This window comes from Microbacterium sp. NPDC091662 (assembly GCF_044756705.1).
In the GTDB taxonomy this organism is placed as follows: domain Bacteria; phylum Actinomycetota; class Actinomycetes; order Actinomycetales; family Microbacteriaceae; genus Microbacterium.
In genome coordinates this window covers 1-11,687 of the sequence record NZ_JBIVTM010000003.1, presented here as the reverse complement: position 1 = coordinate 11,687, position 11,687 = coordinate 1, and the positions used below count along the sequence as shown (strand labels likewise).

At 65.5% G+C, this 11,687-nt stretch carries 8 protein-coding genes; 6 read left to right on the top strand and 2 right to left on the bottom strand.

Annotated features, from left to right (window positions below):
• Nucleotides 1–10 precede the first annotated feature (10 nt).
• Nucleotides 11–304, bottom strand: coding sequence for a hypothetical protein (locus ACIQLD_RS18195; protein ID WP_402610334.1), 294 nt, complete (start codon nt 302–304; stop codon nt 11–13).
• Nucleotides 305–404: 100 nt separating this feature from the next.
• Here ACIQLD_RS18195 and ACIQLD_RS18190 point away from each other — a divergent pair, with 100 nt between their 5' ends.
• From ACIQLD_RS18190 to nrdH, 6 genes are all read left to right on the top strand, one after another.
• Complete coding sequence (locus ACIQLD_RS18190) at nt 405–806, top strand: hypothetical protein (RefSeq protein WP_402610332.1); 402 nt, start codon at nt 405–407, stop codon at nt 804–806.
• Between the two features lie 72 nt (nt 807–878).
• Nucleotides 879–2,051 carry an ATP-binding protein gene (locus tag ACIQLD_RS18185; RefSeq protein WP_402610330.1) on the top strand — a complete coding sequence of 391 codons (1,173 nt, stop codon included), beginning with the start codon at nt 879–881 and terminating at the stop codon, nt 2,049–2,051.
• Between the two features lie 18 nt (nt 2,052–2,069).
• Nucleotides 2,070–3,053 (top strand): hypothetical protein, encoded by a 984-nt coding sequence (locus tag ACIQLD_RS18180; RefSeq protein ID WP_402610329.1) that lies wholly within the window; start codon nt 2,070–2,072, stop codon nt 3,051–3,053.
• Nucleotides 3,054–4,020: 967 nt separating this feature from the next.
• A complete protein-coding gene (locus ACIQLD_RS18175; RefSeq protein ID WP_402610327.1) occupies nt 4,021–9,018 on the top strand; it encodes a telomere-associated protein in 4,998 nt (1,665 codons plus the stop codon).
• A gap of 12 nt (nt 9,019–9,030) precedes the next feature.
• Nucleotides 9,031–9,645, top strand: coding sequence for a helix-turn-helix domain-containing protein (locus tag ACIQLD_RS18170; RefSeq protein WP_402610325.1), 615 nt, complete (start codon nt 9,031–9,033; stop codon nt 9,643–9,645).
• 36 nt (nt 9,646–9,681) lie between these two features.
• Complete coding sequence (nrdH, locus tag ACIQLD_RS18165; RefSeq protein ID WP_402610323.1) at nt 9,682–9,915, top strand: glutaredoxin-like protein NrdH; 234 nt, start codon at nt 9,682–9,684, stop codon at nt 9,913–9,915.
• 71 nt (nt 9,916–9,986) lie between these two features.
• Here nrdH and ACIQLD_RS18160 read toward each other — a convergent pair whose 3' ends face one another.
• Entirely contained in the window at nt 9,987–10,658 is a 672-nt protein-coding gene (locus ACIQLD_RS18160) for a hypothetical protein (protein WP_402610321.1), read from the bottom strand.
• Nucleotides 10,659–11,687 lie beyond the last annotated feature (1,029 nt).

Sequence of the window (11,687 nt, the reverse complement as noted above, 5' to 3'; positions counted from 1 at the left end):
AGAGCGCCTCTCAGGTAATGCTGACGGTGACGACCGAGTCGGGGCTATCGAGGCGAATCAGAACGTGGCAGCCATGCTCGAAGTGGATGCGCGGCCAGGTGTTTGATTCGTTGTGCCGCTCGAACTCCTGCCACCGTTCGGCTCCGGCGAGAACACCCGCTGCGCAGCGTCGAACGACGCTGTTCCCGTTGGCCGTCTGACTTTCTACGGTGATGAAGACCTTCGTGCCGATGAGATAGGTCAGGACGGCGGGGTCGAACTCCTCCGCGGTGAAGCGAATGGTGTCTTTGACGGTGGTGGCCATGCGAGTGCTCTCCTAGAGTCGGTGGACGAGATTCACAGTGTGCCCTAGTGATCCGCGAGGAGCAGATGAACCATGCCACGACCGATGAAGATGCAGGCTGATGGCTGACGTCGCGGTCAACTATCAGGCGTATGTCGCGCAGCTGCAGCAGACCGGCAGCATCGCTCTGCTGCAGTCCGAAATCCCGGCGCCCGTTGACGAGTTCCGTCGTGAGCTCCGACGCGCAGCCCGAGCCGTCGGGATCCGGATGCGCAGCTCGAGCAGAGAGCAGTCGTTCATCGCGTGGGATCCCGCCTACGTCGTTCCACCGGAGGCGCTGCGCGCAGCGATGGACGCTCTCACGATCCTCCCGTCGACGCAGCCGGCATGCCCGGTCGACGGGACCATGATGCGAGACGAGGCTGAGGGGTGGCGCTGCGGAGACTGCGGGCACCAGGTGCCGGCACCACCGCTGACCCGCGAGATCCCCGCCTTTCACGGACCGACTATCAACGGCGGCTAGTGCCCTGTTCTTTAGGGCGATAGCTTGCGATAATCGATCTTGAACTATCGTCACCTATCGAAAGGCGGGACGATGCAACGCAGCCCCTACACACCCGGCGTCGTCGCACGATCCGTCCCCGGCCGCGGCGAACTCCTCGCAGAGTTCGACGAACGGCTCTCGATCCTCGTCGACCTGCAGCAGCTCGTCGGCCGGATCAACGTCGACCATGGCGAGCGGGGAATCGGGAAGACGTCTCTCTTGCGCGCCTACCAGCGACGCGCGCAAGAACGCGGGGTGCTCTGCATCTGGGTTACCGGTGGCGAGAAGAGCGGCCTGATCGCGCAGTTACTCAAGGGCATCCGCAAAGAGACGCAGCACTGGCCCCGCGCCGCGGCGATCGCGAAGCACCTCGACTCCGCCAGCATCACCCTCGGCATTCCCGGCGTCGCCTCCATCACGACCGGCGGTGACCCGACGCCGGCAGCCGGCGAACTCGACGCCCGCGACTTCGAAGAGATCCTCAACACAGTCACGAAGAATCGTGACCACACGTCGGCGCTCATCCTGTTCGTCGACGAGATCCAGTCCGCGGATCCCGACGGCATCCGAACTCTCGCCACTGCCTGGCAACACTTCCAGGCCGAAGCTACCGATCTCCCCGTGGCGGTCTTCGCCGCTGGACTCTCCAACGCTCCCGAACACATCGCCAGCGCCGTCACCTTCAGTGAGCGCTTCGCCTACCGCCCCCTCGAGATGCTCAGCATCGGCGCTATGGTCGCAGCGCTCAGGGATCCCGCAGCAGAGGTCGGCGTCTCCTGGACCCCGCAGGCCCTTGAGCGGGCAACGTCACTCGCGGCCGGCTACCCCTACTCGGTGCAGCTGTACGGCGACGCGGCCTGGACCGCTGCAGGGCGCCCCGACCCGGGCGCCACCATCACCCTCGAGCACGTCGAGCAAGCCCGCGCCATCGTCGACCGGGACATGAACGCGCTCTTCGCCGCCCGCTGGTCCGCGACCACCCCGGCCGAGAAGAAGTTCCTCGTCGCGCTCTCCTGGCTCCAAGAGGGTGTTGCCGGCGTCGAACGGGGCGCGATTGCCGCCGCCCGAGGCGTCACCACGACAAGCCTCTCCGACGTGCGATCACAACTCCTCGAGAAGGGACTGATCCAGACCGAAGGCCACGGCCGACTGCGCATCACCATCCCTGGGTTCGTGCAGTACATCCGAGAGCAGGAAGACGACCCACGACCGAGTCGTCGTTAGGCGAGGAGACACGAGGCGATGGTGACCGCGAACGAACTCGAGCCCTTCGACGAACCTCACACGCTCGAGGAAGCGCAGCAGCTGATCAATGAGGCCCGTCGACTGCGCGCTCGCGCGGAAGATATCCACGATCAGGCGCTCGGCTCAGCCATTCGCCTCGCCCTTCGCGGTGGACGCCGCCTCTCCGAGATCCCCGAGCTGCTCGACATCACTCACTCACAAGCACGGCGCTACGTCGGCCGCGACGACGTCAAACTCCTGCCCATCAACCTCGACGCCGCCGTCGACGTGTTTCTCCGCTACCTCTCAAAGATCGACCGTGACGACATCAGCTGGACGCGAGGGGATCAGCTCTACATTCAGCCCACCGCGGCCGTCGATCGGGTCGCTGCATTGGCCGCCCGCGATGGGCGCGAGTTCCCCTACACCGTCCGCACGATCGGCGAGGGGCTCATGAACCGGGGAGTCGTGCAAGGCGCTGGCCGTCGAAGCTCTGTCACCCGGACCCGTCACGGCGAGAAGCACAAGGTCTGGGTCCTGGAAGCCATCCTCCTCGAGGACATCGACCTGGCGTGGAACGCCGACTTCACAGACCCGCTCGCACGCTCATTCCGAGCCCTCGAGCACATACCTCACACCGCCCGCACCACTGCTGCGGAAGAAGCTCGGATCGCAGCGCTGCGCTTCCTGGACTACCTGGCACTCGTCGAGACATCGTCCACCTTCGGAGGCCTCGAACGATTCGGCGCGGTCCGAAGCAATCGGCTCTACATCACCGATCCCACGCGCACGATTCACACGCTGAAGAACATCGCTCGCGCGCAGGGCGAGCACTTCATCACCACCACACCCCAAGTCGAGGCCGGCCTTCACGCCATCTCCGCGCTGAAGATGGACTCGGCTGGGCGCCTCAAAGTCGGGCGGCGAATCGACGGCAAACTGCAGCGTGTCTGGGATCTCGATCGCAGCTTCATCCCCGCGGCTCAAGCCCGGTACATCTGACCGCTCTAAGTCGCGTTACCTCCGCACCCCTCTCTGTTACACACCCATGCCCTGAGGGCTTCTCGACCTGTGTAACGGCACCTAAAAACCCTTCTAATCAGGTCTTTTTATGTGTGGAGTCAGCCCGATAGAGTTACACACCCAAAAAGGCGGTGTAACAGCTAATTTATTTTGCCTGAGCAGGTATTTTCTGCACCAAAATGGCGCTGTTACACCGTTGCCACAACATAACCCCCGTATGTACACGCGCGAGAACCGGGAAAGAATCTTCAAGTTCGATGTCCGATCCCACTGGCAATCTGCACCTATGGCTAGCGTGAAGACAACACGCGGACACGCCACGCAATCCTTGATGCTGAATCAGGTAGCCGCTATGGTGGCGGCATGCCTCCCAAGAGCCGCGGTGACCGAGACGCCTTCACAGTGCGTCCTCCCGCTGACCAGGGAGCCGTCTACCGAGAGCACGCCGAAAAGCTCGGTATCCCGGTCGGTTCATACGCGACCATGCGCCTCGCTGAGGCAGACGGGTTGCCTATCCCGGGCTATGTGCTCGAGGAGATCGAGAAAGCAAAGCTTGAGCGAGCTGCAGCTGCGGAACAACGTAAGCAGCAGCAGCTCTCGGGGCTCGAGGAGGAACAGCGTTCAGCTGCGACTGCTCGCGCTCGTGCAGCCATCGCACGGAAGGAGCGGCCTCTGGCGCGATCGGCCTAGAAATGAAGAAGATCCCCGCGAGTTGGCGCTCGGGGGATCTTCGAAGAAGGTGAGGTTCGACATCTACTTGGCGGTAGATCCGATCCTGTGAAGTTGTAAGTCCTGTCGAGGGACAAGAACCGGAAAACCGGCCCTTTGTTGAACATGTAAGGAGGTGTTCGAGCACCATGGTAGCGCAGTTCTGTCTTTTTCTGAACCAGATACTTAGTCGTGTTGTTCGTCTCCTCCGTGCTCCGCGCGGGGGAGGACAGCTGACGTGACGCTGATCTCACCCCCTACTGCCACGCAGCGCTCCTCGGTCGATCGCGTCTGGAACGCCCTCGACGCCGGCGGCTTCAAGCCAGAGTCGATCCGCGGCGACAAGTTCATGGCGCTCTGCCCCATCCACGGGGATTCCAACCGGTCCCTCAGCGTCAAGTGGGACAGCCGCCGCGGCATGACGATGCTTCACTGCTTCACCTGCAAGGAAGGCGCCAGCTACCGTGACATCGCCGCGGCCATCCAGCTGACCCCGCAGGATCTCTTCGACGAGCCACTTCCCGAGACAGAGCGCGGCGAGCGAAAGAAGCGCACCACCCGCACGAAGTTCGTTCCCAACCACAAGGTGCCCCGTCGTATCACTGAAGATGACGACAACGGCCTTGAGGAGCGTCTGAAGAAGGCCACCTGGAAGCGCGTTCTCACGTACCCGTACGCCGACACCGCGGGCAACGTGGTCGAAGAGGTCATCCGCGAACAGACCGACCTCGACGGCACCACGCACAAGAGGTTCCGGCAGCGGTTCATGGGAGAGAAGGGGCGCTGGCTCACGAAGAAGCCGGCCGAGTTCGCCCCCGTGCTGTACCACCACACCGAGCTGCTCGACGCGATCGCCAACAGCACCCCCGTGTGGGTCGTCGAGGGCGAGAAAGACGCGGACAACGCGATTGCTGCGGGCCTCACCGCCACGACGAACGCACAGGGAGCGGGCAGTTTCCCCGAGGAGCTCGCTGCTCTCTTCGCCGGGGCGACCGTGAACGTTGTCGTCGACCGTGACACCGCCGGCTACAAGCGCGGCGTCACCATGCACCGCCTCCTCAAGGGGATCGCCACCTCCGTCACGCTGCTGCGCCCCGCCGTCGACGAAGACAAGTCAGACCTCAGCGACCACCTCGCTGCGGGACTCGGCGTCGACGAGCTCGAGGAGATCTCCGCCCGTCAGTCCGCCCTGCTCGCTGCCGTCGGCGAGGCCCACCGCGCTATCAAGTCGATCGAGGTGTGCCGGCGAGAGATCCAAGCGCACCTCGAGCTGATCCCTTCCGCCGGCCCCGTTGCCCCACAGCACCGCGAAGCTGCTGAAACCTGGGCGACCGAGTCAGACATACGATTCCGCCGCATGGTCGACACCCTCACCCGGGCGCGGATCGATTACTCCGGGGACGACCCCATCACCCACGGCGCCCTCAACGACGCCGACGCCATCATCGAAGAAGCTGCAGATATCGCCCGCGAGGCTCACGAGCTCGCCGATATGCGTCCGCCGGTGAGCATCACCGCCTGGCGCGACCAGGGCCAGAACGTCGCCCCGATCGAGACCGATGATGACGTCGACGGAGTGGACGAGCCGCCGCGGTTCGGTGGCCACGAGTTCATCCCCGGCGACGATGGCGCTCCGAACATCGGCACGGAGTACCGAGTCCGCAACGGGCAGACCGTCCAGGTCAAGTACGTTCCGGACGAGGATGGCGGCTACAAGCCCCGCTTCCACCTGATCATGGACGGGTGGGCCGAGATCATCTCTGCCTCCCTCGAGGACGATGGCGACGAGAACACGGCATCCCCGCTCAGCGAGATGATCGTCGAGTTCTCCCGCTGGACCCGAGACCCCGAGACCGGGCGGCCGCTCTACGACGACGAGCAGAACGTGATCGTTGAGCGGGCAACCGTCGTCTGGGATGTGGAGGTCCTCCAGAAGGGTGAGTGGCACCAGCGCCTCGGTTGGCCGGGCATGCTCGAGGACTCCTCTCGTCGCGGCCGTGACATGGCTTGGAACGCGATCCACCGCGCCCGCCGCGCGCCGTCCTCGTACAACCGGATCTACACCGCCACGGGATGGCGCAAGACCGATCTCGGCGACTTCTTCGTCCATGGCGGTGGTGCAATCACGAGCAGCGGTCAGCTGGACGTCGATGTCCGCATGCCCGGCAGCATCCAGAAGCTCACCGTCCCCGAGCCCACCCAGGACCCGAAGGTGCTGCGCGAGGCCTGGATGCAGGGCACGGTCTCGCTGCGGGATAAGCTCCCCGCTCGTGTGATCGCCCCACTGCTCGGCCTGGTCTGGGAGGCCCCGTTCGCCCCCGTCCCGCTGATCACCTACCTCGAGGGTGCACCCGGTTCCGGCAAGTCCTCGTGCGGGCGGCAGGCCATGCACTACTTTGCGCCTGACCTCAACGACCGTGTCGGAGCGAGCAAGACCATCCTGTCCGCGACCCAGGCCGGTGGATCTTTCATCGGCATGATCCGGCTCCTCGCCCAGCACGTCAGCCACATGCCCGTGCTCGCCGACGACTTCGTCGACGCCTCGGATGCCCGCAAAGCCGAAGCGAAGATCGACAACTTCGCCCGCGCCATCTTCGACCGCGCCCCCCGCGTTATCGGCAAGGCCCGTGGCGGCACCACCGAGAGCAAGCCGATCGACGCATCCGTGATCGCCACCGGACAGGTCGGACTGCACGGCTCCGGTCTGCAGCGCGTGTTCACGATCGGCATCAGCCCGGGAGACATCCCGAACACCCCCGAGACGTTCGCCGACCTCGAGAAGAAGGACCGCCGTCAGGCCCGCGCCATCCTCGGCGCCGCGCTGATCCAGTGGCTCTGCAAGCACCGCCGCTCGCTCGAGAAGGAGTTCTTCGACGAGGACACCCCCGGTGCCTCGAGCAACGAAACGCTCTCCACGATGTGGCTGCAGCGGATTGCCCCGCTGCCGCACGCCGATGGCGCCAAGGGCCGCATGACCAAGGCCGCCGTCGCTGCAACGCACGGCGTTCACATCATGCTGCGGATGCTCGTCGACGTCGGCGCACTCAGCCGCGAAGAGGCCGACGAGTTCCTCACCTGGGCGATCGAAGGCATCCACGTCGCGATCCGCCGCCAGGACCACGGCGCCGGCGACCCGGGCATGACCGCGATCGAGCTGATCCGAGAGGGTCTGGCCACGAACATGGCACACCTCAGCACCACCGAGGGAGATGCGCCCGAGCATGCCCAGCAGTTCGGATGGACGGTGCGCGGCAACCCGCCACATGACATGCTGCTGCCCAACGGACCCCGGATCGGTGCGATCAAGGGCGAAGGCCCGGACGCGAAGCTGCTGCTTCACCCCCGAGTCACCTTTGAGCTCATCTCCCGCGTCGCCCGTGGCGGCGTCGAGAGCATCAGCGACACCCCGATGTCGATCGGATCCTCGTTCATCGCTCACGGATGGGTAGTTCCGGACAGCGGCGGCAAGTCTGCTGTCGGTCGGCGCATCGGTGGCGTTCTGCAGCGCGTCTGGGAGATCCCGCTCTCCGTCATCACCGGCACTGGTGAGGACGGGGACGCCCCGACGCCCGCGGACGGCCCGGGAGGCCCCACAGGCCCGTTTGACGGCTCGCCCGCTGCACCCTCGCTGTTCGACGTCGACCAGGTCGACGCCGGCGAGCGTCCGACCGCTGCTCCGGCTGCGGAGGCACCAGCGGCGGCGCCGGTGGCGGCTCCTCCTGCTGCTCCGACGCAGCCCGCAGCTGTAGCGTCCCCCACACCGGCTCCCGCAGCCTCCGTGCAGCCCTCGAGCGCTTTCTCAGGGGCAGCGGCCGTGCTTCACGTCGACGGGCTCTGGATGTCTTCTGGAGAGCGTGTGGAGCTGCCTCACCCGATCCGCCACCTCGGCGACGTCGCCCAGCTCATCGCTCACCTCCGCCTCGGCGCAAAGAACGGCTGGAAGACCGAGGATGGACAGCTGTTCGTCACCCTCGCCGCTGCTCTGCAGCTCGGACTCCCGCTGCAGGATCTCCCCGAGCCGGGAACGTTCGACTTCACCGAGGAGCTCAAGAAGCGCACGAAGGACATCCCGTTCATCACTGACGCGATCGACGCCGGCTGGGAGGTCGGCGGCACCGAGCGCTCACTGAACGCAACAACGCGGGTCTGGCACCCGGAGAACCCGCAGCTGCGCGGCCGGTTCGTCATCATCCCGGCACTCAAGGACGACTTCCAGCCCATGCTCGAGGGAGCAGCCGGCCCGGGCGACGTCGCCCGTCGCCTGCAACGGTTCGCTGAAGCGCTCGGCGCTCCCTATTCGATCTCCGCAGCCACAACCTGCCACGACCTCATGAAGACCACCGCCCCGAACAAGGAGCAGCGCCTGCTGCGGTTCGCGCCCTCTGACCCGGTTCCGCCGGCAGAGATCGCATCCCTCGAGCAGGACATCAACTGGCACCGCAAGCCCACCGAGGAGGAACTCAGCCACACGTACGTGCACGGTTTCGACCGTGGTGGTTCCTACCTCGCCGGCGTCGCCGGCCTACAGCTCGGTGTCGGCGCCCCGACCTACATGCAGCCCGGATCCGCGATCCAGTTCAACAAGAACATCCCCGGATACTGGCGGATCGAGATGCCCGCCAAGAGCGAGTGGCTCTACCCGAACCCACTGGATCCCCGGAACCGTGACGAGGACTTCACCGGTCAGCTGACCTGGGTGACCACCCCCACTCTGGAGATCGCGATCGACCTCGGGTACGAGTTCGAGATCCAGGAGGCGTACGTCTGGGAGAACCACACCAGGCTGCTCGACACTTGGTACGGCAAGGTCCGCGATGCGCTCCTCACCCTCGACACCGTCGACCCGGATGACATCGCAGCTCGATCTGTGGTGAAGACGCTCTACAAGCGCGGACTCGGCCTCATGGCCAGCTTCGAGCACCAGCGCGGCCGCGACCTCTTCGCCCCTGAGCGGTACCACGCCATCCAGGCCAAGGCCCGGGGCGCGATCATCCGCCGCGTGCACCAGATCGGCACCGACACCGGCCGGTGGCCCGTGGCGATCACCGCTGACACCGTCCTCTACACGAGCAACGAGTCCGACCCCGCGAAGGCATGGCCTGGCCACGAGCGCAACTTCGGCCGCGGCCTCGGACAGTTCAAGCCCGAAGGGGTCACCGACCTCGCCAGCCACCTGCAGTTCCTCACCGGACGCGGCCGGTACGAGGGCAAAGCCTTCCTCACGGAACCCTTCTAAGCGGAGATGACGATGAGCGAGAAACCATCCCAGGACCCCGCCGCGCGGCGGAACAAGATCTTCTCCGGCCTCTCCGGCCGCACGCCCACGCCGGCGAAAGACGTGGGCATCAAGGAGATGCTGCAGAACGTCTATGGCACCGTCCGCGGCGGCGCTGAGAGCGTCGACACCAAAGAAGCGGCCCGCCGCCTCGGCGTCAGCCAGCGCACCGTTCAGCGGTGGATCCGCGGCGAGAACAAGCCCAAGGCCGACAACCTGAAGAAGCTCTCCACGAAGAACCGACAGTCGGTCACTACGAAGGCCGGCCGAGCCCGCACCCTCCGCCGTGCAGCGCAGCACCACAAGGCCCTCACCGGCAGCAAGCCGGTTCGCGTCCGCGTCCACGGCTACCAGGGCATCGCCGACAGCGACCACGGCATGCGCCAGCGCAACAGCCAGGTGAAGATCACCGCCGAGGAGTACTCGACTCTCATGCAGATCGCCGCAACCGACGGCGAAGACGCCGCGCTCGGCTACCTGCAAGCCCTCTACAGCGATGGTCGCTACCCCGACAACTGGGAGTTCCGCAGCATCGACGAGTTCCGCGTCGACGAGCACCCGTACGGCGACGACCCCCGAGCCAACTAACCATCAACCCCACATCATCAGAGAGAGGAGGTGAACATGTCGATCACGGTCTACACCAAGCCATCTTGCGTGCAGTGCAACGCGACCTATCGCGCGCTGGACGCCAAGGGCATCGAGTACGAGCTCCACGACCTCTCCGAGGATCCCGCGGCGCTCGAGCACGTCAAGGCGCTCGGCTACATGCAGGCGCCGGTCATCGTCACCGACGAAGGCCACTGGTCGGGCTTCCGCCCCGACAAGATCGACGAGCTCGCCGCACGCCTGGCGTGAACGTCACAAAGAGAGGGCCGCTCCCAGCCGGGAGCGGCCCTCTCTGATTTGTCCAACGATCCGTTGGACACTCAGGCGCTTGTCTTTTTCCGAGGTTTCGTGTGCGGGATCTTGACGGCCGGATGCGTCCGGAGCTCCTCGAGCGTCGGCCGCGGCGCCGACGCCAGCCAGGCCTCCGTGTGGCCACGACTCACCGCGGCATGGGGGAGAGAGACCCTCCACTCCGACACCTGCTGCAGAAGCTCGATCTTGGCGATCTGAGCCGCGAAGCGGTTGCGGAACGTCACCAGCTCGATCACCTCACCGCCATCGGCACGCATCCGCGCGTTCGTGCGCTCACCATCCGTGCGACCAAGACGAGCCGTGCACAGCTGCCGATCGCCGAACGAGACGACCGCGAGGGAATGAGGCTTGAGCCACCCGTTCTCGACCCAGAGATCGCTCACAGGCGCTCCGCGGCCGCCGATGTCCCACAACGCCTCACGGGCGTACGCGAGGTCGATATCCTCCTGGCGCAGCACCGTCGACGGCGGCAGCACGAGCTCGCGCAGCGCCTCCACCCTCGAGCGGGGCACACCTTCCCGAATCCACCGGCGCACCGTCCCGGGAGACACCTGGAAATGCTCCGCGATCAGACGAGTGTCAACGTGGCCTCGTCGACCGAAAGCGCTGAGACGGTTCATCAGAGCGATGCCGAGTCGGCGATCGCTCCAGACCTCGTTCAGCTCCATCTCACCGCTCACTCTCCGCGAAGCTCAGACTCTGAGACTCCGAGGTGCTGTGCGAGCTTCGGGAACTCCGCATCGACCCACGAAGATCGACCATTCAAACGGGTGCGCATCGTGACCTCAGAGATCCCCAGCACACGAGACGCAGCAGCGATCGACCCATGCTCACGCACCAGGCGGCGGATCCTCTCGTTTTGCTCCGCAGAGAGCTTCACACGGCGGCCCTCAGCCGTTGCCGGCGGACGTCCGACCCGACCCAACGATCTCTCTGTTCGGGTCTTGAGGTAGGCGTCGATCACGCCCTCGTCCCAACCTGGCGAGCGAAACCCCGGCGGGGTGAGCGGCTCGGGGAAGTCCGGATCACTAGACACCGCGATTCGGGCATGCCGCAGCACAACGCCCATCTTCTCCGCGATCTCCGCGAAGCCGATCATCTGGCCAGCCATGACAACCTCCGATACAAGTACAAATAGAGCCTTGATGACACCTAATATATAGAGAGTACACCTCGACCAAATTGGTAGGACAGCATGACCGCGGCCTCGAGCGCACACCCCCGCCCATGGCTCCTCACCGTCCGGTCAGAGATCGCAGACCGGAACCTCCCCACACCGGATCCCGAGTGGCTGCTCCGGTGCCGCAACGCAGGCCTCACCGTCCTACAGGCCGTAGAAGCCCACGAAGATCGCACCCAGGGGAGAGCCGGGAAACACGCTCGCCACCACCTGACGATCCCCAAGCGATATGAGGGCCACGGAACCCACCGCACCGCGATCGTCGAATGCAGCTGCGGAGCCCAGGCTGAAGCGAGCAATTTCTCCCGAAGCGAGGAGAGCGCGTGGCGAGCCGCGCACCTCGAGCAGGCAGGGCAGGGCACCCCACCCACCTGATCACCGCGAGCCAAATTCGAGCCGGCCCTGGCCGAAGCGGAGGGCGCAGCCCGAGCACCGCGGACCTGACCACGAGCAACGCACCACGAGGTACACCTCGGCCTGCCGAGGTGCCTTCGGCTGAGCGCGTGAGCGCTCTAGCCGGCCCCGCCGG